Origin of the sequence: Dorea sp. D27, assembly GCF_001185345.1 — a bacterium.
Classification (GTDB): Bacteria; Bacillota; Clostridia; order Lachnospirales; family Lachnospiraceae; genus Extibacter.
Genome location: NZ_KQ236745.1, coordinates 483,297 through 507,861, shown reverse-complemented (window position 1 = coordinate 507,861; position 24,565 = coordinate 483,297). Strand labels below are relative to the sequence as shown.

The 24,565-nt window shown below is 49.1% G+C and carries 20 protein-coding genes and 1 tRNA gene; 2 read left to right on the top strand and 19 right to left on the bottom strand.

Annotated features, from left to right (window positions below; translation table 11 throughout):
* Positions 1–15: 15 nt before the first annotated feature.
* The 5 genes from HMPREF0980_RS13535 to ilvD form a co-directional block, all read right to left on the bottom strand.
* Positions 16–1,038 (bottom strand): DUF2804 domain-containing protein, encoded by a 1,023-nt coding sequence (locus HMPREF0980_RS13535; protein ID WP_049729620.1) that lies wholly within the window; start codon positions 1,036–1,038, stop codon positions 16–18.
* A complete protein-coding gene (gene pap, locus HMPREF0980_RS13530) occupies positions 1,035–2,579 on the bottom strand; it encodes a polyphosphate:AMP phosphotransferase (RefSeq protein ID WP_049729619.1) in 1,545 nt (514 codons plus the stop codon). Before pap ends, HMPREF0980_RS13535 begins: the two co-directional genes overlap by 4 nt.
* Before the next feature lie 303 nt (positions 2,580–2,882).
* A complete protein-coding gene (locus tag HMPREF0980_RS13525) occupies positions 2,883–6,293 on the bottom strand; it encodes a diguanylate cyclase domain-containing protein (protein WP_049729618.1) in 3,411 nt (1,136 codons plus the stop codon).
* Between the two features lie 143 nt (positions 6,294–6,436).
* Positions 6,437–6,521, bottom strand: a tRNA-Leu gene (locus tag HMPREF0980_RS13520).
* Positions 6,522–6,713: 192 nt separating this feature from the next.
* Positions 6,714–8,384, bottom strand: a complete 1,671-nt coding sequence (ilvD, locus tag HMPREF0980_RS13515) for a dihydroxy-acid dehydratase (protein ID WP_049729617.1) — start codon at positions 8,382–8,384, stop codon at positions 6,714–6,716.
* Positions 8,385–8,606: 222 nt separating this feature from the next.
* Between ilvD and HMPREF0980_RS13510 the strand changes: the two genes are divergently transcribed.
* A complete protein-coding gene (locus HMPREF0980_RS13510; protein WP_049729616.1) occupies positions 8,607–9,488 on the top strand; it encodes a LysR family transcriptional regulator in 882 nt (293 codons plus the stop codon).
* Positions 9,489–9,511: 23 nt separating this feature from the next.
* Here HMPREF0980_RS13510 and HMPREF0980_RS13505 read toward each other — a convergent pair whose 3' ends face one another.
* Genes HMPREF0980_RS13505 through HMPREF0980_RS13490 form a run of 4 tightly spaced genes read right to left on the bottom strand, consistent with a single transcriptional unit; the run spans position 9,512 to position 13,480 of the window.
* Positions 9,512–10,069 carry a DUF5662 family protein gene (locus tag HMPREF0980_RS13505; RefSeq protein ID WP_049729615.1) on the bottom strand — a complete coding sequence of 186 codons (558 nt, stop codon included), beginning with the start codon at positions 10,067–10,069 and terminating at the stop codon, positions 9,512–9,514.
* 27 nt (positions 10,070–10,096) lie between these two features.
* Positions 10,097–10,759, bottom strand: a complete 663-nt coding sequence (locus HMPREF0980_RS13500) for a TraX family protein (protein ID WP_049729614.1) — start codon at positions 10,757–10,759, stop codon at positions 10,097–10,099.
* A gap of 2 nt (positions 10,760–10,761) precedes the next feature.
* Entirely contained in the window at positions 10,762–12,453 is a 1,692-nt protein-coding gene (locus tag HMPREF0980_RS13495; RefSeq protein ID WP_049729613.1) for an alpha-amylase family glycosyl hydrolase, read from the bottom strand.
* A 16-nt stretch (positions 12,454–12,469) separates the two neighbouring features.
* Positions 12,470–13,480 (bottom strand): sugar ABC transporter substrate-binding protein, encoded by a 1,011-nt coding sequence (locus tag HMPREF0980_RS13490; RefSeq protein WP_049729612.1) that lies wholly within the window; start codon positions 13,478–13,480, stop codon positions 12,470–12,472.
* A gap of 193 nt (positions 13,481–13,673) precedes the next feature.
* Here HMPREF0980_RS13490 and HMPREF0980_RS13485 point away from each other — a divergent pair, with 193 nt between their 5' ends.
* A complete protein-coding gene (locus HMPREF0980_RS13485) occupies positions 13,674–14,009 on the top strand; it encodes a DUF1292 domain-containing protein (protein WP_049729611.1) in 336 nt (111 codons plus the stop codon).
* On the opposite strand, the gene HMPREF0980_RS13480 is transcribed toward HMPREF0980_RS13485, so the two are convergent.
* The 10 genes from HMPREF0980_RS13480 to trxA all read right to left on the bottom strand — a co-directional run bounded on the left by HMPREF0980_RS13480 (position 13,992) and on the right by trxA (position 24,556).
* Positions 13,992–15,833, bottom strand: a complete 1,842-nt coding sequence (locus tag HMPREF0980_RS13480) for an ATP-dependent helicase (protein ID WP_049729610.1) — start codon at positions 15,831–15,833, stop codon at positions 13,992–13,994. The two genes, HMPREF0980_RS13485 and HMPREF0980_RS13480, sit on opposite strands and share 18 nt — an antisense overlap.
* 9 nt (positions 15,834–15,842) lie before the next feature.
* Positions 15,843–17,300 (bottom strand): glutamate--tRNA ligase, encoded by a 1,458-nt coding sequence (gene gltX, locus HMPREF0980_RS13475; RefSeq protein WP_049729609.1) that lies wholly within the window; start codon positions 17,298–17,300, stop codon positions 15,843–15,845.
* A gap of 2 nt (positions 17,301–17,302) precedes the next feature.
* Positions 17,303–18,043 (bottom strand): SIR2 family NAD-dependent protein deacylase, encoded by a 741-nt coding sequence (locus HMPREF0980_RS13470; RefSeq protein WP_049729608.1) that lies wholly within the window; start codon positions 18,041–18,043, stop codon positions 17,303–17,305.
* 52 nt (positions 18,044–18,095) lie between these two features.
* Positions 18,096–18,548, bottom strand: a complete 453-nt coding sequence (locus HMPREF0980_RS13465) for a threonine/serine exporter family protein (RefSeq protein WP_049729690.1) — start codon at positions 18,546–18,548, stop codon at positions 18,096–18,098.
* Positions 18,549–18,562: 14 nt separating this feature from the next.
* The gene (locus HMPREF0980_RS13460) at positions 18,563–19,795 is read right to left on the bottom strand and encodes a GNAT family N-acetyltransferase (protein ID WP_049729607.1); all 1,233 of its coding nucleotides are present in this window, start codon (positions 19,793–19,795) and stop codon (positions 18,563–18,565) included.
* A 59-nt stretch (positions 19,796–19,854) separates the two neighbouring features.
* Positions 19,855–20,808, bottom strand: a complete 954-nt coding sequence (locus HMPREF0980_RS13455; protein ID WP_147629831.1) for an InlB B-repeat-containing protein — start codon at positions 20,806–20,808, stop codon at positions 19,855–19,857.
* Between the two features lie 135 nt (positions 20,809–20,943).
* Entirely contained in the window at positions 20,944–22,095 is a 1,152-nt protein-coding gene (gene grdD, locus HMPREF0980_RS13450; protein ID WP_049729605.1) for a glycine/sarcosine/betaine reductase complex component C subunit alpha, read from the bottom strand.
* 12 nt (positions 22,096–22,107) lie between these two features.
* Complete coding sequence (gene grdC / locus HMPREF0980_RS13445) at positions 22,108–23,646, bottom strand: glycine/sarcosine/betaine reductase complex component C subunit beta (RefSeq protein ID WP_049729604.1); 1,539 nt, start codon at positions 23,644–23,646, stop codon at positions 22,108–22,110.
* A gap of 57 nt (positions 23,647–23,703) precedes the next feature.
* A complete protein-coding gene (gene grdA / locus HMPREF0980_RS13440; RefSeq protein ID WP_082912768.1) occupies positions 23,704–24,174 on the bottom strand; it encodes a glycine/sarcosine/betaine reductase complex selenoprotein A in 471 nt (156 codons plus the stop codon).
* A 64-nt stretch (positions 24,175–24,238) separates the two neighbouring features.
* Complete coding sequence (gene trxA, locus HMPREF0980_RS13430; RefSeq protein WP_006443888.1) at positions 24,239–24,556, bottom strand: thioredoxin TrxA; 318 nt, start codon at positions 24,554–24,556, stop codon at positions 24,239–24,241.
* Positions 24,557–24,565: the final 9 nt, after the last annotated feature.

Here is a 24,565-nt window from a genome sequence, read left to right as displayed (position 1 = left end):
CAATCCTCCGCTCCTTTAATACCTGTTATGTACCTCTTCTGCAAAACACATCATATCTTTTACTTCTATCACTTCCCCGTCATCCAGAACCGCCCGCCCGCTCATTTTGCCGAACACCTGATGCTGGTCTGTCACGATGACGAGGGCCGATGTCCTGGCCGCCCTGTCAAGAACCGGTTCAAAGTCCATCTCGAACCGCCCGTCGCTCGATGTGAATGTCCAAGGCTCCATATAATCATTCTTAGGAATATGGAATGTCACATCATCTAATTTATGACACTTGCCGCCGTAAAATAACATATTTTCCGACGCTGCCGAAGTATCTCCGAACCCGTATCCGATATTGAACCCAAAAGGCTTCCCGTCAATCGTGGCATTGCCGGATCCCCAGTACCACCGGTTGTCATAGGTCCACACACCCCGCCCCCAGTCTAGCGTTCCGTAGTCAGCATCCGGGCAGAACGTATATGTTTTCCCATCGTAATGCATGGCTCCTTCCGCTTTCATACAGTTTATCTTCTGATTATAATAGAATGCTGTTTTTTTATTTCTCCACGGTGTCGCGATTACCATCGTGTCCATGTCAGGCTGATGCAGCAGGATATCGCATGAGAATGGCTTTCCATGATAAAAGTTGTCAAAGCTGCACGTAATGCGGCGCTGTCCTTCCACGACGGCGAAGCGCATCTGCAGGCGCCTGTCTCTGTATACCGTGTCGCCTGCCACTGATGTAGCGGGCAGCCCAAATTTCCCCATCGGAAAGGCATTCAGTATCGTCTCCGTATGTTCCCACCCTTCCTTAAAATTCAGCAGCGAGACGGACTGCAGCCCGATATAGCCGTCGTCCGATATGGTAAACGCCCCCGCAAACTCTTCATTCAGTACAAGATAGTAATCCCACTCCTTAATCCTGAACTTGGGCGCCTTGATCTGGCGCCTGTCATACTGCTGTAAGAGTCTTTTTGACCAGCCCGGCTCTCTGAGAGAGCCGTCTTCTGTCAGCAAGGGCTGCATTTCCGTCACCTCGTGGTTTCTCATCGATCATCCCTCTTTTCTGCTTCGAGGCGCTTTTCTATCGCCTCCACTACCGTCTCTAAAACTTTGATTCTTGCATAGTACTTACAGTTTCCTTCCACGACAATCCATGGGGCCTTTGCCGTGGATGTACGTATGAGCATCTCATTGACCGCCTCTTCATACTGGTCCCATTTCTCACGGTTCCTCCAGTCTTCGTCTGTTATCTTCCACTGTTTTTCCGGATTCTCCTGCCGGGCTTTGAACCTGCGCTCCTGTTCCTCCCTATCGATCTGCATCCAGAACTTCATTACGATGGCGCCTGCATCTGTCAGGTCTTTTTCCATATCATTGATTTCTTTATAAGCCCTCTGCCACTCTCCTCTTGTACAGAAGCCTTCGATACGTTCTACCATCACCCTTCCGTACCAGGTACGGTCGAATATGGCTACGTGCCCCGCTTTCGGCATAGCAGTCCAGAACCGCCACAGATAGTGGTGCGCCTTTTCGATATCATTTGGGGATGCCGTCGGCCGGACGACGTATCCTCTCGGATCCATCTTCGCTGTCAGCCGTTTGATTGCGCCGCCTTTTCCTCCTGCGTCCCACCCTTCAAATCCAAGTACGACCGGTATCCTTCTCCGGTACAGTTCTCCGTGCAGTTTCGACATTTTGTTCTGCAGCTTATCCAGCCTCTTCTTATACTCCTCTTTACTATATGAAAGGCTCAGATCTGCCTTCGCCAGTATGGATTCGCCGAGCTTCTTATCCTTTTCTGCCTCTTCCCCTGACAGCTCCTGAAGGTCTTCTGCCGTGTATACCTTGACATTTTCTCTTTCTTCCAGCTCTTTTTTCACACAGTCTACACGCTCTGACAGCGCCTGGATTACGATAGAATAAATTTTTGCCGCAGCAAACCGCCGGTCCGTCGCTTCTACGATATTCCAGGGCGCATAGTCCGTATCGGTCCGGGCCAGCATATCTTCGTTCATCTTTTCATATCGTGCAAAATCCTTGTTGCGCCTTCTGTCACCCTGGCTGACTCTCCACGCTGTCTCTTTAGAATCCAGCAGCTTCTCAAACCGCTTCTTCTGTTCCTTCTTATCTATAGCCAGAAATATTTTGATCAGCACCATGCCGTCGTCCGTCAGCTGCTGCTCAAAAGAGCAGATAGAATCATAGGCCGCCGACACGTCCTTCTTCTTCGTCTTCTTGTCGAACCGGTCGATCAGCACCTTACGGTACCATGTGCTGTCATAGATTGCGATCCGCCCTCTCGAAGGCATCTTTGTCCAGAACCTCCACATGAACGGGTGCAGCCGTTCTTCCTCCGTCTCGTTCTTCACTGCATGCACTTCAAAGCCTCTCGGATCCAAAGCCTGAATGAGCTCACCGATCTGTACGCCCTTGCCGGCGGCACCATAACCTTCAAAAGCGATCATGACCGGAATGCCTAGCTCACGGCACTCCCGCTGTAGTTTTCCAAGTTTTGGCTCCAATTCCAACATCTTGTCCCTATATTCAGACTTGCTCAATGATTTTGTTAAATCCAACTTCTCCAGCATACAAATCCCTCCATTTTCATAGGGGTCAGACCCCTGCTGCGCTGGGGGTCTGACCCCTATCGCAATTTCCATTATTTAACTTCATTATACACCATGCGATACATAATGTTAGACTTTTTATTGCATTTTTTTAATTCATCAGAATTATTAGTCTTTTTTTTATTTCTGCATTTTTATTACTAACATGCCCCCAAGTTCAGCGTATTATTCTTGACGATATTTCACGCAAGCAAAAAGCGGAGGACATATTTTTTTTTATATATCCTCCGCTGTCAATTAACTGATTTTGTTATGAATCACTTGTTACTCTGCCGGGGCTTCAAACCGGGCGGCAAGGCAGAAACCGTCGCGGTTCATCGACTTCCTGCGGTAGAGGGCGCTGTCGGCCCTGCGGTATAAGTCGTAAAAGTCTCTGCCGTCTTCGGGGTAGCAGGAAACCCCGATGCTGACCGTGGCCCTGACTGACTCATCATTGATGCCCATCGGCTGATGGAGTTCGTCTACGAGAGCTTCTGCCTTGGAGATCACTTCCCGGACCTCTCCGCTGTAAGACATGAAGGCCAGAAATTCGTCGCCGCCCACTCTCCCGATGATATCCGCCTTACGGAACCGTTTTTGGATCCGCCGCGCAAGGCTGTGCAGTACGGCATCTCCGGTGAAATGCCCATAGGTATCGTTCACTTTCTTAAAATGGTCTACGTCAATCATGAAAAACGCATAATAATCCCCGTCACACGCACCGTCAAGGACGTTCCGTATCCGTTCCTCCGTGGCGGCTTTATTGAGCAGATCCGTCGTCGAATCTCTCTGAGACTTTATGCGCAGCTGCTCCAGTTCTCTTTTTTCTTCATCTATGTCCGTTAGCTTTGCCAGCACGGTCATCGGCTTGTCGCCAAACTTTTCCGGTACTGTCATCGTAACGGACAGCCAGCGGTACGTCTTGCCCGGAACAAGCAGCCGCAGCTCTACAGGGTCAGGGCGTATCCCGTTCTTCGCCGCCGCTATCCCTTCCATCAGCGCGGGGACATCCTCCTCATGTACCCTGGCCATCACTTCGGAAAGCGATATCTTCCCCTCATATCCGAATATGCGGTTAAAATTATCAGAGAAGGCCATCTTGTCGCTGGCAAAATCATATTCCATATAATATTCTCCGAGCTGCTCGGCAACCATTTCATACCGGTTCGTAATATTCAGACCCTGCTCGGTATCCGCTCTCTTCTCTCCGCTATCCGTGATATCCATCACCATAGAATAAGCCCGCTGTATCCCGTCCTCATCTGCTTCACAGAGCTTAGATATCGTTTCAAGCCAGATTAGCCGGCCATCCTTACATGGAGACCGATATTTCATAGTGACGATGTTGCTGACTTTCAGCTGTTCAAGAATATCGTTCGTCACCAGCGCCCTGTCCTCCTCATAGATGAGGTTGATATATTTGTTGTCAAATATCTGGCTGATCTCATCCCTCGTATATCCCGTGAGATTCAACATGCTTTTTGAGATATAGTCTATCGTGAAGTCCGCATCAAACCTGACACATTTGACTCCCGTAGGAAGGTTGGCCAGTATCTTTTCCGCTGTCGTATATTCATTTTCCCTGGCAATCTGCCTTCTCTTGTTCGCATCATTATTGATGATAACGACTACAAGGCTTGACGTGCCGTCGGCTCCGCGGTATACGTTGCCCGTTCCCACAATCCAGATCGGCCAGCCGTCTTTTCGGACAACCCGGAATTCTATCGTCACGGTATCGCTCTCCCCAAGCTGCCTGCGGATCTCTTCGTTCACATATTCGATATCGTCTGGATGTACGAGCCCGAGTGCATGGTTTTTAAACTTCTTCTCCATCTCCTGCGCCGTGTAGCCAAGCATACGCCTGTATCCCTCGTTACAGGTGAGAAGCGAGAATTGTTCATCTATGCCGACCTGGAAGATTCCAGCATAGGCGCTGTCAATCATCTCCTGGGCCTTCATCGGCTGAGCGGGCCGGAAGGATGCATAGACAAGGCTCTGGCTGTGCTCCGGCCTGGAACGCTCCGCTATCGTATACGTTCCGGCCAAAAGCCCTGTAAAATACTTCGCTTCAAACTCCTTCACTCTCAGAGGATAGCTGTAAAAATATCCCTGGAGCAGATCTGGATTCAGACGGCATACGTGTTCCTCCATCTTACTGTCCTCGATTCCTTCTACGCATACTTCCATATTCATGTTCCGGCTCAGGTTTACCAGCGTGGAAAGCAGAGCCTGATCTGTCACATTGTAGGAAATACGCTCCAAGAATGACCGGTCTATTTTCAGCTCGTCCGCGCTCAAAAGCCGGAGAACTTCCAGTGAAGAATATCCGGTCCCAAAATCGTCCAAAGCTATATGGACACCCTGGGCCCTGATAAAGTCAAACTCTTTGCTCAGAACGACCGGATCTTTCACTTTACCGCTCTCGGTCAGCTCCAGCGTTATATTCGCAGGGTTTACCCGGTAATCGGTAAGCATATCCATCAAAAGGAATTTGAAGGACGGCACTTCAAACTGGAGGCTGGACACGTTAATGTTCATCTGGAAATCCGCTTTGTATCTGCACCATTCGGCACACTGGCGGATGGCCGTTTCCAGCACCCATCTGCCCATTTCCAGCATCAGCCCGTTCTCCTCTAAAATGGGAATAAATTCTACCGGGGATATCTCCTCCTCTTGTGGAAAGACAGGAGTGTCCCACCTCAACAGCGCCTCACATCCTACGAGCTGCTGGTTCTTCGCATTTACTATCGGCTGGTATACCATATAAAACCCTTTAAAGCCTAATACGACAGATTCCCGCAGCGCTGACAGAAGTGACGCGTGCCTCTTGTCCTTTTCTGCCAGGTCCTCACTGTATACGACCAGACAGTTTTTTCCGCTCTTCTTGGAAGTCTGCAGCGCTTTGCCCGCATTGCGGTAAAGCGTTTCAAAGTCTTTACCATCCTTTGGAAAGCAGCATGCACCCCCGGATATCGTCAGAAGGAACTTATACTCTGCAGCACTGAATTTTTCCGCAATGCAGCTTTTCTTCAATCGCGTGTACCACTCTTTTACATCTTCCTCATCGCAGTCCTGCATAACGATGCCAAAGCCATCTCCATCCAGCCGGAACAGGCTGGCGTTTTCCGGCAAAAGCTTCTGGATCCGGCGGGCGCAGTCCTGCAGGAGCAGATCCCCTGTGGAATAAGAAAAGAGTTCATTTATATTAGAAAAATCGTCGATTCCCAACATTATTACAGCCCATCTGCCATCTTCCCCTACCTTCTCAAATAAATATTTTCTGAAGCTATAATTATTGGGGAGTGCAGTGACAGGGTCAATAATATTATAGTAATCTGCCTCGCTTATAATGCCAGCCAGATATATAACGTCCGACAAAGTGTCCTCTACGGGCCACAGCCTGACCCCCATATACTGATAGTAGCCATACAGATTCCTCATACGGTACAAATTCGCACTGCTGCAAAAAGTGCCATCCGCAATCTTTACATAATCACCCATAAAGCGGGCAACATCATCTTCATGCAGCATACAGGCAAAATAATCTTCTATACGTTCACCATTTCTCGGTCTCTTCATCGTCTTAAGGGTTCCTTGTGACCAGAAAACTTTCTGACTTCCGAGCTCCACAATGAACATCCCGGACTCTACGTCAGACCGCAGATTTCCTCCTGATAATGCCTCCATATACGCCATATGCTTATCCCCTCCCTGCCTAAGTGATTCGCTCCGTTACCGAAAAGTAGCACTCTTATTATCTATCGACCCACTTAGCGCTAAATTAAGCACAAAAAAAACTGAGAAGCTTTTATTCTAAAGCTTCTCAGTTTCCGGTAAACTGCGGAAGATGGGACTTGAACCCACACGAGCGCATTGCTCACAAGATCCTTAGTCTTGCTCGTCTGCCAGTTCCGACACTTCCGCATGACTTAAACCGTCCGAAGAATATATTACTATGACTTGGTCCAAATGTCAACAAATTTTTTCAATTTTCTCATCTTTTTTCACCTCATCCGAACGCCGCCCTGACAGACGGCCTTAACCGGTATTAGTGTCCCGGGAGCCAGGACAGGCAGGTATACCGGGACACTAATTATGAGACAAATGCAAAACCGTCTATCTTTTAAATCTGGCTCTAAGATCCCATGGCTGCATAGCCCCGCCTTCTTCTGCCGGACGGCACATCTTGGCATAGATGTTGAGGCAGCCCTTTTCCTCTTTAAGCGGCGGGCATACCCACTTCTCTCTTCTCCTTGCCAGCTCTTCTTCCGGCACGAGCATGGACACTTCCCCTCCGGGAATATCAATGACAATCTCATCTCCTTCTTCCACAAGAGCGATATTACCTCCATCATAGGCTTCCGGTGATACGTGGCCGATGATTGCCCCATAATTGAAGCCCGAGAATCTAGCGTCGGAAATCAACCCGACACTCTTGTGAAGTCCGAGTCCGATAAGTGCATCTATGCTCAGCATCAGCTCCTTCATGCCCGGGGCACCCTTGCAGCCTTCATAACGGATGACAATGATATCTCCCGGAACGATCTCGCCTGCCTGGATGGCGTCAAATGCAGCACGGTCTCCCTCGAACACCTTCGCCCTTCCCCTCATGTATTTCACCTCTTCGTATACTGCCGTAGGCCGTACGATAGCACCGTTCGGCGACAGGTTGCCCCTGAGTATCTTCAGTCCCGGCTCATGGAACAGAGGACGTTCCAGTGAGTGGATAACTTCATTCTCCTCGGGTGTGACTTTAGAGAGCATCTCAGACCATGACGTCCCGTACATGCCGGTCACATCCGTGAACAGCTTGCTCTCCAGCATCTTCATCACATTCATCACTCCGCCTGCATAGTGGAAGTCCACGACCGTATACGGCCCGCTCGGTACGACGGCATTGATACACGGAATTTCCTTTGCATATCTTTCGAAGTCTTCCAATGTAAGTTCAATGCCAAGCTCGTAGCCGTAGGACAGAAGGTGGAGGACGGCATTCGTCGATCCTGCAACCGCCATGTCAAACATAATTGCGTTATGCAGCACTTCTCTTGTGATAAGTTCTGACGGCCTTCTCCCTGCCTTAGCCATCTCTACCGCACACATGCCCGCCTCTCTCGCCTTTCTGAGCTTTGCATTGTCAGAAGCCGGTATCGTGGATGTCCCCGGAAGAACGAGATTGAGCACCTCTCCGAGCATCTGCATCGTATTGGCCGTACCCATGGAAGGGCATGCCCCAAAGGACGGGCATACATTGTCTTCCATCTCCATAAGAGATTCTTCGTCGGCCCCGGAAAAGCGCGCGGCATCCAAATCTGCTTCCACGACAGTCTTTCCGCAGTGCTGGCCGGGCTGCATAGAGCCTCCTGTAACAATCATAGACGGTATATCCAGCCGCATTGCCGCCAGATAGCAGCCGGCTATGATATTATCGCAGGAAGCAATCATCGCGAGCCCGTCAAAGTTATGTACCCTCGCGACAAATTCGACGCTCATCGCCACGATATCACGTCCCACCTGCTCGTACTTCAGCTCTTCCGCGCCATTGGCTATGTTCCCGCACGTCGCCGGAATACCGAACTCTACCGGTACGCCTCCGGCCGCCCAGATCCCTTCCTTCACCGCTTCCGCTATCTGCCTCAGATGGGCAGATCCCGGCGAGCCCGCCATATAGGAGTTCGGCACTCCGATGTGAGGTTTCTTCCTGATGTCTGTATCCGAATATCCTGCCGCTTTCATCATGACCCTTCTGTGAGCAGCTTCTGCCCCATTCCAAAATTCTGTTCCCATATGATTTCTCCTCCTTGCATTTGTCTGCCGTCTGTTCATAACTTGCTTGACAATAATTTATCATATATGTTTATAATAGAGAAACGAGACCTGATAATAAAGCCAGCTTTACTTAAGGATATGTTCATTTTTTCTTATATGTAGTGAGAATGCATGATTTCCGTCTCATACTTAAGTAGTTTTGAACAGAGGCTTTAAAATATCTAATACAAAGGAGCTGCCATGAATAAATATGAGATCATCATCAGCGTATGCGACACCCACAGCATATCCAAAACTGCCGCCAGCCTGAACTATACGCAGTCCGCCATCAGCCAGGCCATCAAGAACTTTGAAAAAGAGCTGGGCTTTCCCCTGTTCAAGCGTTCAAAGCATGGCATGGACCTTATGCCGAATACAGAGGAAATCATCGAATCGCTAAAAATCATCTGCCGGGAGAAGAATAAGATCAGCCAGATTGCATTAAACCTCACAAGCCTGGACAGCGGATATATCCGGATTGGCACGATACAGAGCATCTCTTACCACTGGCTGCCCGACATCTTGAAGCACTTCTCGGACCTGTATCCGAATATCCGTTTTGAGATGACCGTAGACGGCTTTAATCCACTGAAAGAGAAGCTCCAGACAGGCAGGCTCGACTGTATCTTCGTATCCCGCTACAGTGTCCCGGATCTGCCGTTTATCCCGATGGGAATTGATGAGCTCATGCTTGTGACTCCCAAGTCGCATCCTCTGGCTGAAAAGATAGCAGTATCCCTGTCTGACGTGAATAACGAAAATTTCGTGCTTTCCTCCGACGGGCTTGATTATGAGACGGGCTATATCTTTAAGCAGAATAATATAAATCCAAAGATACAGTACAGGCTCAATGAGGACTTTGCCACGCTTAAGATGGTAGAGAAAGGGTTCGGCATCACGATACTGCCCCGGCTGCTTCTGTACAATGCCCCCTTTGAAGTATGCACGCGTTCTTTTACAGAACATTACTCCCGCACGCTTGGCGTGGCCTGTCCGAAAGACGTTCCGCCTTCGCCGGCCACTGTAAAGTTTCTGGACTATGTGAAGGAATGGAGCCGTCATCTGAATCAGGACGGCAGATAGAAAAGAGGAAACAACGGCGTCAGTCACCGCTGTTTCCTCTTTCTTTTATTATCCATCACTACTTTCCTTATATATGCAAATGTCTTATCTTCGCCATCTTCTGCAAGCATTTTTAACAGATGATGGAGAAGCGCTGCCGTATCCTTGTGAATCATCCTTCCAAGTTTGGCGGCGCCTTTTTCATAGTATTCCAGCGGATGGGAGTCCGTATATGCCTCTTTCATATATGTCTTGGACGCCGCAATCCGGTCCATGAACATCTCGATTACGTACCGTGTCGGCATCCTCTGCCCGACAATCCCTTCCCCGGGGTCGGCACTGTAGTCTATCCAATACTCATAATGATGCTTGTTTCGTCCTTTATGGTGCAGCCACGCGGTAGAGTATCCGGTATCTTCCCTCTCTGCATTGTTCGGACTTCTCGTCCCCTGGTAGTACCTGCAGCCTATGAGAAACTCCGAAGGCGAATACTTGGACATGTCATGCAGAAGGCCCTGCTTGTATAGTCCGACTTTGAAACACTGCTTCATCACCAGCATCTTATGGTGATTGATCGTACAAAAATGCTTCCATGCTTTCATAACTCTTACTCCACTTCCATATCTTAACTATATCAGCCATCTGGCAATCCCATACAGGAGGAGCAGGTGCAGTGGATAAAACGCATAAAAGAAATACTTCATGCTCCGCCCACGCTCGCCGTTATACAAAGCAATCGGAACCATTGCCAGAGCGCCGTACTTCTGTACAAAGCCATTCCAGACAAAACACCATGCGGCCCCCGCCGCAAGTTTTATCCATAGCCGGTTCCGCAACAGAAAGAATGCAGCTATCAGCAGTATTCCCTGGGAGCCATAATCCGTCTTAAGCACCTCCGCCAGCCACATCACAAGCAATAGTTCTATCGCCTTCACCGGCCACTCTGCCGCCTTTTGCAATACATACATGAGAACGACACCTAAAAACAACGTAAAAAACACATTCTGGTATCCGAACTCTATAATTGTGCCCCGGAATGCCAGATCATATGGAATTTCGGACACAAAAGCAAATATCAGAAGCCTGACCATATAGCGGTGTATGTTGCTCGTGTGGGTGAAGCCTTCCACGAGCAGAAAACAAAATATCGGAAAAGCAATCCGCCCAATATAGCGGAGCAGCAAGCTGCCGGGGAATAATACTGCCCCGGTATGATCAACGACCATAGATATGATTGCGATGCATTTCAGCTGAAATGTAGTTAAACCAAGGTTATTACGAATCCACTCCATATTTACCGTCCTGTCAGCATAATAACCGTACGCTCCTCGACTTCAATGAGCCGCTGGTTCTCAAGCTGCCTGCCTTCCGCAAGTATACCATCTTTCGTCGAGGCCGCCACATACCATTTCTTTTCTTTTGGCAGGGACGGCAGCGCAAATGTATGCGGAAGCCAGTGCATGTTATAGACTACAAAGCAGTCATCGTCGTCGGCATATGCTCCATAATAATAGACTCCCAGCTGCCTGCTGGACACCTCAGAAGGTATTTTCCACGCGTTTTCTCCATGGTAGGATACGTCAGGCATTCCGCAGCAAAGCATATCGATACCTTCCGCCTCCTTCTCAGGATACAGCACCGGATGCTTCTTCCTGAGGGCTATGAGCCCTTTTACAAAGGTGGACAGCTCTGATTCTTTTTCTGCTTTTCCCCAGTCAATCCATCCGGTTGGATTATCCTGGCAGTAAGCATTGTTGTTCCCTTTCTGGGAGTTGGCAAATTCATCGCCCGCCAGAATGCACGGCGTGCCCTGGGCAAGCAGGAGCAGGAAGAATGCGTTTCTCATCTGCCTCCTGCGCAGCTGCAGGACCGCCTTTTTTCTCGTAGGCCCTTCCGCCCCGCAGTTCCAGCTGTAGTTATAATCTGGACCGTCCAGGTTGTTCTCCCCGTTTGCTTCATTGTGCTTCCCATCGTAGGATACGAGGTCGTTAAGCGTGAAACCGTTATGGCCGGTTATACTGTTGAATATTCCATCCTGCCTGGAATTATGCTTCAGCCAGTAGATGGCCTCTCCAACCATGCCCTCGTCCCCCTTCAGAAATCGGCGCATCACGGTCTGAAAGCCCATATCATGCCTCATGATCTTAGTCTTTTTCAAGATAGAATCGCCGTAGAGCGTCTCCATCGGCGCCACCGCCGGATTCATGATAAAACCGTCAACGTGGTACTCCAGCATATAATACCGGAGGCATTCAACCATCAGCTGCTTCGGCGTCTTATCGGTAAACGGCATTTCGAGCACGACTTCAATGCCGGCCTTATGGCACGCCTTCACCATGTCTTTCAGTTCCTTTACCCCATCGCCGGACGCTGCATAGGCGCTTTTGGGAGCAAAAAAGAATCCGTCTCCATATCCCCAGTAATTCGTGTACTGCAGGCTTTCCTCAAATTCATAGACAGGCATGCAGTGAATCTGGTTGATGCCAAGCTCCGTCAGATACGGTATCTTTTCCACAACTCCGGCAAACGTACCTTTATGTGCCGCTTTGGATAAGCTGTGCTTCGTAAATCCACGGACATGGAGACTGTACGCTATCACTTCATTATAAGGGATTTGGAGCGGCGTATCGTCCTCCCAGTCATATGTCCCGGTCTGTATGATTCCCCTCACTTCATGCTGCTGTATGTCATATTCCCGGCGCCATACGCTCCTGCCCGCCAGTGCCCTGGCATAAGGGTCAACCACAATCCGTTCATCGAACATATAATTATATTCATACGCCTCTCCTTCCATGCCTTCAAGTGCAGTAAAGTGCACCTCCCCGACCGATTGCTCCACAGGGAACATCCCGCACGGTTCACGGTTTCCGGCCTCGTAAATCAGAAGGCTGCACATCTTGGCCTCCGGCACTGCGATGGAAAAATTAATCCTGTTTTCAGTGATTGTAACGCCTAACGGCAATGGTTTCCCCTCAACTGCTCTCATACCTAAGTCCTTCCTGTTATTGCCAGCCATCTATTCCATACATATCAACATTGTCTTTATTAATCATGAATACTTCTTCATATACTTCCGGCTCGAACTCTTCGCCCTTTAAAATGCTGATTCCCGTCTTTGCCGCCGTCTTGCCCATATTGATAGGAGACTGGGCCGCTGTCCCGGCTATCTGGCATCCAGCTTTTTTAAACTCCTTCTTTATGTCAGGAGATCCGTCTACACCATAAATGATGACGTCTTCCATCTTAGCGAGATTCACCGCGGTCATCGCACCTACCGCAATCTGGTCGTTACCGCACATGATTGCGGTGATGTCCGGGTTCTCTTCCAGAATCCGTTTCGAAGCCTCCAGTGCTTTGTCAAACTCGCCTCCGGTGTCTTCCCTCGCCACAACTTCAAAGCCCTTTTCCGCTTCTGCAATCGCTTCCTCAAAGCCCGTGATGCGGTCATTGATAGAATTCTGGGTCGGACACTCCAGTATAGCGATCTTGCCTCCGTCGGGGCGCTTTGCTATCAGGTCCTCCCCGCATATAAATCCGGCGTTATGATTGTCAGAACCTATGTATGCATCCACATACTCCATCTCTTTCACCTGGCTGTCCACATTTATAATCCGGACTCCCGCATCCTTCAGCGCTTTGAGCGAATCTGTTATCTCCTCCCAGTCGACGGGACAGAGAAAGACAGCATCGATGCCTTCGTCTATCATCTCCTGTATCTGCGCCCCCTGCGTTGCCGCGTCAGAAGCCGGATCCTTCGTGATCATACGATACCCGTTACTTTCTACGGCCTCTCGTGTCGCGCCTTCCAGCGTTATAAAATAAGGGTTCTGCATATCGATTACGGAGAAGCCGAACACAAAGGCATCTTCGTCGTCCCCTTCTATATTATCATCGGACTCCTCATCTTTTACAGCATTGTCCTCCGGCGTCCCTACATTTTTTTTACAGCCTGACAGCGCACATACACAGATAAGCATCACCGCTATTACACTTAACATTCTCCTCTTCTTCATAATGTTTTATCCTCCTTATGCATTATTTTTCAAACGCACAGATATATTTTACACTATTTTCACTGTTTTGGCTACTCTTTTCCCATCCGCCTGACGATGGCAAAAACTCCCTTGCTTTTTATACGTTCCTTTGGTACAGTTAATGTATCTTGATATGTAAGATATAATTCTGTATATAAAAGGAGATAAAACTATGAGCGAACAGCAATGCAATTGCGGACACGATGACTGCTGCGGACATGACGAGACACCTATGGTTACTCTGACGCTTGATAATGACGAAGTGGTGGAATGTGCCATCCTCACCGTATATGAGGCCGGCGGCAATGAATATATCGCACTCCTCCCGCTTGATGAAAACGGAGACAGCGAGGAAGGCGACGTGTACATCTACCGTTATAAAGAGACGGCTCCGGGAGAACCCGAACTGGAAAATATCGAAGATGATGATGAATATGAAATCGCTGCGGATGCCTTTGATGAATGGCTGGACATGCAGGAATTTGACGAATCAGACAGTGAGGAATAATTCATTTACAAAACGGGAGGGATTGGCTTCTTTCCCGTTTTTTTCTTTGACATAGCTGATGATAAGCTTTCGCTTCGCCCTCGTCATGGCGACATAAAAGAGCCGCCGCTCTTCTTCTATCTCCTCTTTTGTCTTCGCCTTCTTATATGGAACTACCCCCTCATTGCCCTGGATGATAAACACGGTATCGTACTCCAGCCCTTTGGAACCGTGCATCGTCATCAGGGATACGCTCTCCCCGGCGTCTGCGTTCTTCTTTCGCTGTTCCTTCAGCATAGTTCTATATTGCTCCACACGCGCAAACCAGGCGCCAATCGTTTCGCATCCTCTGGAAAGTTCCTGTATCTCATCGAGCACCTGAAAGAGCTCTTGGCCAGGTATCTGCCTGTATGCCGCATATTCCTTCAGGAACTCGTCATAACCGATACTTTTTCTTATATACTGGATTGCAAGATATGGCGGCTTGTTCTCCATCATCTTCATATCCCACTCCAGCTGGTCTATCCGGTTCATCATCCAGTCCTTGTCACAGTAGAAACGGCGAAGAGATTCATATGATACAGGTTCCCCGCTCATGCTGTCCCGACCGATGTACCGGTTCGGCCTGTTCGCAATCTGCAGGAAATACCTGCGTTCGTATTCTTTCAGAGCGAGATGGAAATAGCTGCTGATGTCCCGGGCGATAAAATGGTCATAGATGTTGTCCATATACTCTTTCATAGTGAAAGGTATCTGGTATTCCATCAGACGTTCCGACAGCGCTCTCGCGTCAAGGGCCGTCCTGTACAGGACGGCTATCTGGCTGTAAGGGATTCCCCGGGCGTTCAGCTTACGTATCTGCTCCTCGACGTATGTGCCCTCATCCACACAATCTTTCACTTCCTGAACGTGCACCGTCTCCCCCGGCCTTCTGTCTGAACGGACCGCCTTTTTGAATCTGTTCTGATTGTGTCCGATTACTCTGAGCGCCCCGTTGACAATATGGGACGTAGATCTGTAATTCACATCGAGAAGCACCTGCCTGGCATCCGGATAGTCTTTTTTAAATTGCGCCATAATCCCTGGCCTGGCACCCCGGAACCCATAGATAGACTGGTCGTCATCTCCAACCACAAACAAGTTGTCTTCTGGTGACGCCAGCATGCGCGCCACATCATACTGCACCTGGTTGATGTCCTGAAATTCGTCTACAAGTATGTAGCGGAATTTCTGCTGCCACTTTTCAAGTATATCCGGACGCTGCAGGAACATCTGGCAGCAGAGCAGCAGCATATCCTCGAAATCAATCTTATTCCATTTTTTCTTCGCCGCCTCGTAATCGCGGTAAATCGTCCGAAACCGCTCCGTTCCGAACCGGGCAGATTCATACGTGTGGATATCCAGCCGGTCGTTCTTAATCCTTCCAATCTCTGTAGAGAGATCCTTCACGTAGTCCTTTTCCTCTTCTTCCGAGAGGACTCCGTCCAGGTGCGACTCTGATAGGATCTGACGCAGAAGCTGGTATCGTTCTTCTTCCGTAAGCAGATTATGCTGACCGATTCCACGGGCCCATTTCAGAATCCCATAATAGATGCCGTGGAACGTTCCGAACGTAACCGGCAGCTGTTCTCCCATCACGGCCTGAAACCGTTTTTTCATCTCATTGGATGCATGCTTGGTAAAGGTAATGACCAGAATTTCTTCTGGCCTTACCTTATGCTTCTGAATCAGATATTCAATTCGTTTAGCGATGGTGAGTGTCTTCCCGGAACCGGGACCTGCCAGGACCATACAGGGTCCTTCGTGGTGGGCGACCGCCTCAATCTGAGCACTGTTTAAACTCATACATACCTCTTATCTGCTTAATAATTCTATTCCCCTGCGTATCCTTTTCAGAGATTCCTCTTTCCCGAGTATCTCCATAATCTCCGTGGCGCCTCCAGGTGTATTCTGCTTGCCTGATACGGCCGTACGCACCGGCCACATCACGTATCCCACCTTGCAGCCTTTCTCATCCACATAACCCTTCAGCACCCCGAACAGCGCATCATTGCTGTAATCATCCTGTGCCTCCAGCACAGGAAGGATATCTGTAAGCACTTCCAGGGAATTCTCTTCATTCGTCTTCATCTTCTTATGGCAGTACATTGCCGTGTCATACTCCGGAAGCTCCTCAAAGAAGTCGATCTGTTCATTGATATCTGGGAATATTTCTATCCTCGTCTTCACGAGCGCTGCAATCTTCTTCAAATCATAGTCCTTTGTAACGGCCTCTTTCAGATAAGGCTCTGCCATCTCATAAAATCTGCCAAAGTCCATGGCCTTCAGATATTCACCGTTCATCCATTTCAGCTTCACAACGTCAAATACGGCCGGGGATTTGCTCATATGGCGATAGTCAAATGCCTTCACGAGTTCCTCCAGCGAGAAGATCTCCTGATTGTCTTCCGGGCACCATCCAAGCAGCGCCACATAATTGACAATCGCCTCGGACACAAATCCCTGTTCCAGCAGATCTTCATAGGAAGAATGCCCGCAGCGCTTGCTCAGCTTCTTGTGGTTCTCATCCGTGATAAGCGGACAGTGTACATAAGTCGGAACTTCCCATCCGAAAGCCTCGTACAGACGGTTGTATTTCGGCGCGGAGGACAGATACTCATTACCGCGTACTACATGGGTGATACCCATGAGGTGGTCGTCGATGACATTGGCAAAGTTATAGGTCGGATATCCGTCTGATTTCATAAGAATCATATCATCCAGCTCTTCATTCGGAACCGTGATATCTCCATATATGTCATCATGGAAGGTCGTCGTCCCCTCCGCCGGCATATTGATACGGATTACATACGGCCTGCCTGACGCCAGGTTCGCCTCCACCTCTTCCCTGCTCAGGTTCAGGCAGTGCTTGTCATAGGCGACAATCTCCGTTCCAGATTCCGACACCTTGCTCTTTAACGAATCCAGGCGCTCCTTGTCGCAGAAGCAATAGTACGCATCCCCCTGCTCGACAAGCTTCTTGGCGTATTCCATATATAATCCGGAGGCATTCCTCTCACTCTGTACGTAAGGGCCCACACCCCCGTCTTTATCCGGCCCTTCGTCATGGATGAGTCCGGTCTTCTCAAGCGTACGGTAAATAATCTCAAGCGCACCGTCCACAAAGCGTTCCTGATCCGTATCTTCGATTCTGAGCATAAAGTCCCCGCCTTCATGCTTCGCAATCAGATACGCATACAGCGCTGTTCTCAGATTTCCTACATGCATTCTTCCGGTAGGACTCGGTGCAAATCTTGTTCTTACTTTACTCATGATCATTCTCCTAATTCTTTTAGTATTTCTCCAAGTGCATCTTCTACACTCTTATGTACGATTACATCGGCCAGCTTATCCGAGAAGTGCTTCTCCGGATTGATCAGAACGAGCTTATCTCCTTCATAGTAATCAATCAGCTGGCTGCAGAGATAGGTCTTCAGATTGGTCCCGAGCACGAGCAGTACGTCTGCTTTCCGGACCTCTTCTGCCGCCTCAGTGATAACACGGTTGTCGACCATCTCGCCAAACAGGCATATCTTTGGGCGTATCGGTGTACTGCATACCTGGCAGAGCGGTATCCTCTTCGACCCGGTGATATACTCGACCGGATATTCCTTTCCGCAGTGTGGACAGTAGTTCTCATACACGCTGCCGTGGAGATTGACGACATTTTTACAGCCGGCCCTCTGTGGAAGTCCATAGATGCGTCTCGTGATGACCGACTGGACAAGGCCTCTTTTCTCCAGCTCCGCCATCTCATAAAAGCATTTGCCAGGCGGCTTATCCAGCATTTTCAGTATCTCGTTGCGGTAAAATTCATAGAACTGCTCTTTCCTCGTGGAGTAGAAGGAGCTGCTGAATATCTCCTCCACGGAATAGCCGTACCTCTGCTCGATCTCATACGACTCATCCCCATCTCTGATTGCAGGGTACCCGCTTTCCAGGAGCATGCCAAAACCACTTAAAACTGTAGTATACCTGCTTTCCTTCAATATGTCCAATAGCGTCTTTCCTAACATACGCCAGCCCTCCCTCCTGCTGTTTATCGTATTATTATTGTACCATATTTTCCTATTTGCTCCAACCTTTTCTAATTCTTCTTTCCTTCCAGTAACGAATCTGGAAGAATTCTCTCGGTATGGATACGATAAATACGATTCCAAGTACGATTCCGAACGCGATCTTGATAGAGTCCAGGCCTTTCTGGGCGGCGAGGGACAGCTGGTTCGTTACAAGATAATAGGCCGTATAATAGATGCCGGCTCCGGGCACGAGCGGAAAGATGCCGGAGACGAGAAATATCGTTATCGGGCATTTCATCCTCACCGTGAGCATCCTGGAGATGAGCACCACGACAAGCGCGCCAAGGAATGCCGCTACCGCAGAGGACGTATACCGGCCTGATAAGGCAAAGACAAGCCAGCCGGCCGTGCCGGTCATACCACAGCTAAGGTAATATCTCTTTGGTACGTTGAACAGCACCGCATATGCCATCGTCCCTATAAACGGGCAGGCAACATTCATAAAAATGTCATGTATCAAAGCGCCAGCCCTCCTAACATATTATTATAGATACTAAGTGTGATTCCCACTCCGATGGCAATATATACAAACACGAGCAGGGCATCTATCATCCGCACCGTTCCTGACAGGAAATCGCTGTCTGCTATGTCGCGGATCGCATTGACAAACGCGACCCCAGGAATGAGCGGCATGATGGAGCCGATAATCATCCCCTCCAGCCTGACCTTCTCGGGAAAGGGCAGATGGACGGCCGCGATAGCCAGTGCGGTTATAATCACGCCTCCGGCTATATTAATGATAATCTTTGACATATGATGCCGCTTTCCAACGAGCACCCACATATAGAGCAGACAGCCGATGCTAAACGCGATGATGCTCTCCAGAGCCGAGGCACCGAGCAGGAAACCGAAGAACCCGCTCCCTGCCCCGGCGGCCAGTATCTGAAAGTAGCCGCGTTTGGGTGGAATATCGTCTATCTCCCCAAGCTTCTGAAGCGCCTCATCCACCCCGACACGGCCCGCCGATATCTCTCTGGACAGATCGTTCACTTCAGCGACTATCCCAAGGTGGGGAGCGGAAAGGGGTACGTGCTTCACCTTCGTATATGCTTCCTGCACACCGTTTTCAGCGCTCACGAATATGCCGTGGCTCAGCGTGAATATATCTACCTTATCCACGTGGAAACGATTGCATATACGGGTAATCGTCTCTTCCACCCGAAAGATCTCACCCCCGTTTTTCAGAAGTATCCTTCCGGCTTCCAGAGCCAGGTTCACCACTTTCTTGACATCCACTTCGGAATCCAGATACTTCTTAAGATACACCATGTCCGTCAGCAGCTTCCCGTCCTCATAAATCGGCTCATCGTAATTGTCAATAAAAAAATTCATGACTATATGGGAATTTACGAACCCGCATTTCTCATAAAACCCAATACTCTTGGCACAGTTGCCCGTGCCGACATACAGCGTGTCACACCGGTTGCTGTAATGCTCACACAAATAATGGATCATATATCTGGCATATCCCCTGCCTTGGTGCTCCGGTCTCGTCGCTATATTCTTAAGCTCGCATTTCCTGTTTTTCAGCACGGCCACGACCGCGACGGTCATTACCTGTTCCCGGTCGCACAGCACGAACATCTCGCCGTCGTCAAGATAACGGTCAATCATGCTTTCCTGAGGGTCTGCCAGCAATAAATAGTCCAGATATGCCTTCTTGTCTTCTGTTATCTGTCTGATATTCATACTTATTTCCCCTGTGTCTATTTAATCCAGCCTATTATATCACCAGTCGCCCACTAATTTCAATCACTTCCCCAATTATCTCGCCCTGCCGGAAATACATAGAGTGTTCCATCTGCCTTGTACAATATTCCTCCGTCGCTGTAGTATGCAGGATTCCCATCCGCCACTTCTATATACATGAGATTGGGGAATGATTCCAGAACGCCCGGCGCGATATAGACGATATTCGGCGGAATATAGAAATCGAATATCAGATCCTCCAGACCGGCGAAAGCACCTGCCTCGACTCCGAGACAATCCGGGGATGTCGGCAGGATGATGGTAGCATCATCTGCAACTGCATCCGCATCGGTGTAGCCGGTTATATATCCTCTGTCATCACAAATATAAGTCGGAAATTCTTTCCATCCTGCATACAGGTGTACCTCTGCCTGCCCACTTTCAATGCCTGTAAACGGTACGGTGCAGGAAGGATCCGTGTACCAGCCGTCGAATACCTTTCCTAGTCTTCTAGGTTCCGCCACCGTAGAAATATCCAGATAATACTCATCAAGCGTCATCTCCGCCACAGACAGCGTACCTCCGTTGCCGTGAAAAGTGACACATACGGAAATTATCGGTTCCCCGCCCGTATCCGGCAGTTTATCCTCTTCTTTCTCAGCGCTTCCGGAAACCGGGCAGCGGCTGTCTGCCGTATCGACTCTCTCCACATTCAGATTATCTGTAGACGGTATGTCAGCCACAGGTTCTTTCCAGGGAAGAATTACAATTCCTGCTTCTTCCGGATGGTCCAGCAGCCGCCTGAAAGGCTTGGCATCCGGCAGTCCAGGACCTGGTCCCGGTATCTGTATAACCGTGTCTTCGACATATTCCAATCCGGAGGAAACCGTCTCCGGTTCTGACTGTCTCAGACTGGCAATATACAGGCAGCCCAAAGACGCAGCAAGAAGAGTGCCTGTCATAATCTTTCCGGGTTGAATTCTGAATCTTCTCCCTGTTGTTCGTAATGTCAAAACATCTTCCACTATTAACACCTCACATTCAATTCATTATAAGGCTTGGAAAGAACATATGAAAAGTGGCATCTCGCCACACGCAAGACGCCACTTTTCATATTAGAAAACAATCTGGTGGTTTTCACGGATAATTTAATTGATAAATCCTGCTTTCTTAAGCTCTTCCTCTGCTTTTGCAAGATTCGCGTCTGAAACGAGGATAATCGGTCCTGTGCAGCCCATACCACTTTCTGCATAGACACCAATCTTCCACAAGGCTTTCACGCCGTCCTCAAGATCCATGATTTCAATCCCCGCTATCTGGGATGTAACCGGCTCTTTCGGAGGTGCGGCAACTTCCTCGGAATCTCCTGCTGTTTTTTCAGAAGCTTTTCTGGCTGCGAGTATCTCTTTCAGGCCCGCTTTGTTGGCCGCATCGAATTCCTTCTTTGCAACTTCAAACACCTTGCCCCTGACAAGCTGCGCCGCGTAGCGGATTGCCCCGGTGATAAGCGGTGCGCCGGAAGCACGGGAGATAATCATCACAAGCTGTTCATACCCTTCTCCAATCCCAGGGCCATAGCCATATCCCGATGCCTCATAGCTTCCACCTGTCGTATAGGAGGACAGCATCTTGATCAGGATGTTTCCTGACAGGGAATCGCATACCATAATGTCCGGTGAGCCCTGGAGCACGTCGTTGCCTCTCATCACGCATCCTCCGTCCGCTCTTGCCGATTCCGCGAAGTTGATATCATAACCATTCTCTTTCAGCTGTTTCAAAGCAATCTCCGTCTGACGGGCGCCGTCTACATTCAGGATCCCGACAGTCGGGTCTGCCTTTCCACATGTCTTAGCTGCTATAATGCCGTAGATTGCATTTTTTATCATGCCTTCGATACGGTCGGCACTCGATGTACCTGTCGTCGTCGCCACATACATCTCTCTGCCCTTAGACGGTGTAATCGCACGCCCCACAGTGGATACACCAATCGGAAATGGAAAGTGCATCGTTACTGCACCGTCTACTTCCTTATTCTTCAGGAGTTCTTCCATCTTCTTATGGCCTTCGTCTTCGTCAGCCACTTTCACTGTAGTAACTCCCTCCGCTTCGAGCGTACCGATGTAATACACATCGATGCCCTCTCTCGCCGCTGCTACCGCTGCTTCCATGGAATTCTCTTCCCCATGTTCACTTCCCATGCCTGTCAGCGCAATCTTTGGCTTCTTTCCAAAGCTTCCGGTCTCAAGCCCTTCTGCCATCTCCAAAAAGGTGGAGGCAATCATTTTCTCAATATTCGCCATATTCACCACCCCTTACTCTGCCATCAGAGTCGCAGCAAAATCTTTCATCGCTTTCGCAATGAGTCCTTTAACTTCCTCTTCGGATACGCCTGCCGCAGCACTTTCTTCATCGGCCGTATTGCCGTGGATTACAAAAGATACGCCGTCAAACAGATTGGTCATACGTCCGAGGAAAAGGCTTCCCTTACCGATAATCATCGCATTCCTGATCTTGCCGTCAAGGATATCCTCACGCGCAAATCCGATGTACGGAACTCCTGACGGAATGTGCCCCTGTGTAGGAGCCCATCCGGTAAGACCGTGTTCCTTTGTAAACGCAGCCAGCTCCTTCTTATCCAGCTCACCGCGCTTCACTGCCAGAGCTGCAATCATCTTGTAGTTTGCAAGCGGAACGTCTCCTGCCCCCGCCGGCTTCGTGATGTCTGGATTCTGCATCTCCGGTGAATACTTGTCGATATCCGGAATCTTCATACCTGCTTTGTCAAGCGAGTCTGTAACAAGGCTTCCGATAACAGCCTGTGGCGCAGAACCGGTACCGACACTGTGGCGGCCGAGCATATTCAGATCTATCTCCGGGTTCACGCCGTCATTTTCAGAAATGACTACCGCAAAGCCTCCAAGGCAGTCTTCCAGAATCGGAAGTCCTTTTTTGATATGATCCTTGCCGTTCATGCCAAGCTTGGCCGTACATCCTCCGGATGTAACGACGACTGTCTTGTATGCGCCTGATTTGACAAGGGCTGCCGCTTCGATCACAGCGTGTGCCGGTGCGGCACAGAATCCTCTTGCATCAGAACCTGTAGCGCTGACCAGGCCCGCAACTTCTGCCGCCGCTTTGGCGAAGTTTCCGCCGCCTCTCTGGTTCATGTCGCCGCATGCCTCTTCTGCACAGTCTATAACATATTCCACATCCGCCTTGTCAATTCCTGCATTGCGTACCGCATAGAGCAGCGCCAGGACACTGGAAGCCTTGCTCATAAGGTTCTCATGCATAACATGGGCAGATAAGTTAACATCAATATCATGGGCTCTTTTTACACAGCCTACTAATTTTCCATCGTGATATAATCCTTCTGCATGCTCTTCGTTGACGAAATGCTCTATCTCGCTCAGTTCCACGCCTTCGTGGACTTTTTCAACGATATCCTCTGAGATGATTGGATTTGCGGCAAAGGCGTCCTTATATTTGGCCACGAATTCTCTGTCCAGTCTTACGACCTCGAACATATCGCTTGCCTGCACGAGGAACAGGAATTCCTCCTGCGGCATAATCTCACCATATTTGCCGTAACGGTCAGCCCCCTCTTTGTTCTTGTCATACCAGGGGAACTCTACCTGTGCCAGTTCATCCGGATGCACATTACCGATATATGTCTGGTTCGGCCAGTACTCTACTGCCTCTTTAAAAGAGCGCAGGTTGTTCGGCACCTCTTTTAAATATTCGGAATCTGGATTGACGATTCTTTCAGTCGTCTGAGTCGTTCCATTATATAAAACCATATCCGGGGTATGTACTAATACATAGCTTGCCCCTTTGATTACACTGTTCATTGGTTTTCCACCTTTCATTAAATATACGGGGTGGTGGGGTGACACCACCCCACACACTTAAAATTTACAGAACTCGTCTCTGATGGCTGTCATTTCATTAATGATATCATCAACATCGAGTACCATTTCCATCATACTGATCTGCTCATCATACACTTCTTCGTCGAACTCTTCTTTCATCTCTGGTTCGCACACGTGATATACTTTGAGTCCAAGCTGGACCCCTGTCAATGGACCTGCGAAAGTAGGATCTCCTGCTGTTACAGTTTCTGCTGCAAGGCCTGAAGCCTCACCTTCTGCAGCACCGAGAACTACTACTAAGTTCTCTGCACCATATTCATCAGCAAATTCTTTTACTCTCTTCTGATTTTCCAAGTCCATTGCGCCTGCGCTCGTTCAGACGAAACATTCCGTGGATGAAAATACTACCTCAGCGCCGGCTGTCTTAACGCATTCTGCGATAGCCGGTCCCGGGATTCCATCACGGTCTCCGATAATTATTGCTTTTTTTCCATCTAAAATAGCCATAATTATGCTTTCTCCTTTCTTGTGTGTTGCTAGTTGTATTTATGATAAAGAAAACTATCTTCAATTAGATATATTTCTTAATCATCGCTTCAATGTTCTCTGGTGTAGCGTCATCTTTCACGACCTCTTCCACCTTCTCGCCGTCTTTGTATACAGCCATGACGGGAAGCCCTAACACTTTCTGTGCGATAGCAAGGCGACGTGCCTTTGTCGTGTTCAGGGATGTGAATTTCATCTTGTCTCCGTATGTGTCTGCAAATTCATGAACCTTTGGCATCAGAGCCTGGCATGGTACGCATCCGTCTCCGTAAAAGTCTACAAATACATATCCTTCTGCTTTTAACACTTCTTCTTCAAATGTTTCCTTCGTTACATCAATCATCTTCTTCTA

Coding starts and splice junctions, on each gene's coding strand:
- pap (WP_049729619.1), bottom strand. CDS start 2,579: ATGCTGGAGAAGTTGGATTTAACAAAATCATTGAGCAAGTCTGAATAT.
- HMPREF0980_RS13495 (WP_049729613.1), bottom strand. CDS start 12,453: ATGAGAGCAGTTGAGGGGAAACCATTGCCGTTAGGCGTTACAATCACT.
- HMPREF0980_RS13460 (WP_049729607.1), bottom strand. CDS start 19,795: ATGAATATCAGACAGATAACAGAAGACAAGAAGGCATATCTGGACTAT.
- grdD (WP_049729605.1), bottom strand. CDS start 22,095: ATGGCGAATATTGAGAAAATGATTGCCTCCACCTTTTTGGAGATGGCA.
- HMPREF0980_RS13485 (WP_049729611.1), top strand. CDS start 13,674: ATGAGCGAACAGCAATGCAATTGCGGACACGATGACTGCTGCGGACAT.
- HMPREF0980_RS13490 (WP_049729612.1), bottom strand. CDS start 13,480: ATGAAGAAGAGGAGAATGTTAAGTGTAATAGCGGTGATGCTTATCTGT.
- HMPREF0980_RS13465 (WP_049729690.1), bottom strand. CDS start 18,548: ATGAATGTTGCCTGCCCGTTTATAGGGACGATGGCATATGCGGTGCTG.
- HMPREF0980_RS13535 (WP_049729620.1), bottom strand. CDS start 1,038: ATGAGAAACCACGAGGTGACGGAAATGCAGCCCTTGCTGACAGAAGAC.
- gltX (WP_049729609.1), bottom strand. CDS start 17,300: ATGAGTAAAGTAAGAACAAGATTTGCACCGAGTCCTACCGGAAGAATG.
- HMPREF0980_RS13480 (WP_049729610.1), bottom strand. CDS start 15,833: ATGAGTTTAAACAGTGCTCAGATTGAGGCGGTCGCCCACCACGAAGGA.
- ilvD (WP_049729617.1), bottom strand. CDS start 8,384: ATGGGAACAGAATTTTGGAATGGGGCAGAAGCTGCTCACAGAAGGGTC.
- trxA (WP_006443888.1), bottom strand. CDS start 24,556: ATGATTGATGTAACGAAGGAAACATTTGAAGAAGAAGTGTTAAAAGCA.
- HMPREF0980_RS13500 (WP_049729614.1), bottom strand. CDS start 10,759: ATGGAGTGGATTCGTAATAACCTTGGTTTAACTACATTTCAGCTGAAA.
- grdC (WP_049729604.1), bottom strand. CDS start 23,646: ATGAACAGTGTAATCAAAGGGGCAAGCTATGTATTAGTACATACCCCG.
- HMPREF0980_RS13505 (WP_049729615.1), bottom strand. CDS start 10,069: ATGAAAGCATGGAAGCATTTTTGTACGATCAATCACCATAAGATGCTG.
- HMPREF0980_RS13510 (WP_049729616.1), top strand. CDS start 8,607: ATGAATAAATATGAGATCATCATCAGCGTATGCGACACCCACAGCATA.
- HMPREF0980_RS13470 (WP_049729608.1), bottom strand. CDS start 18,043: ATGTTAGGAAAGACGCTATTGGACATATTGAAGGAAAGCAGGTATACT.
- HMPREF0980_RS13525 (WP_049729618.1), bottom strand. CDS start 6,293: ATGGCGTATATGGAGGCATTATCAGGAGGAAATCTGCGGTCTGACGTA.